This is a genomic window from Ramlibacter sp. WS9 (genome assembly GCF_003797765.1).
In the GTDB taxonomy this organism is placed as follows: Bacteria; Pseudomonadota; Gammaproteobacteria; order Burkholderiales; family Burkholderiaceae_C; genus Ramlibacter.
Window position 1 is genome coordinate 1 of sequence record NZ_RKMB01000116.1, and the last position, 567, is coordinate 567.

Sequence of the window (567 nt, forward strand, 5' to 3'; positions counted from 1 at the left end):
GTGGGTGTAGGTCACGCCGTGGCCGCTGCAACCCTGGGAATAGTAGATGTTGTCGCCGATGCGGCCGACCTGGGGCAGGCGCGAGAGGGTCAGCAGGAAGTTGCCGGTCCAGGCGAAGTCGATCTTCACGTCCTTCAGTTGCGGGAAGGTCTTGAGCATCTTCGGCCGGATGATCGCCTCGATGTCCGCCGGATCGCGAGCGCCATAGATCACGCCGCCACCGTAGATCAGGCGCTTGTCGCCGGAGAGGCGATAGTAGTCGAGCAGGTAATTGCAGTCTTCCACGCAGTAGTCCTGCGGCAGCAGGCTGTGGGCCAGTTCCTCGTTCAGCGGCTCGGTGGTGATCACCTGGGTGCCGCAGGGCATCGACTTGGCCGCCAGTTCCGGGACCAGGCCGTTGAGGTAGGCGTTACCGGCGACCACGATGAACTTCGCTTTCACCTTGCCTTGCGGGGTATGCACCACCGGGCTGGCGCCGCGCTCGATGCGGGTCGCCGGGCTCTGCTCGTAGATTCTGCCGCCGAGCGACTCCACCGCCGCCGCTTCGCCGAGGGCGAGGTTCAGCGG

The 567-nt window shown here is 65.3% G+C and carries 1 protein-coding gene; it reads right to left on the reverse strand.

Going from position 1 to position 567, the window contains the following annotated elements; translation table 11 throughout:
• On the reverse strand, positions 1-567 hold a 567-nt coding region (locus EEB15_RS33215), incomplete at both ends, for an FAD-binding oxidoreductase (RefSeq protein WP_141514253.1).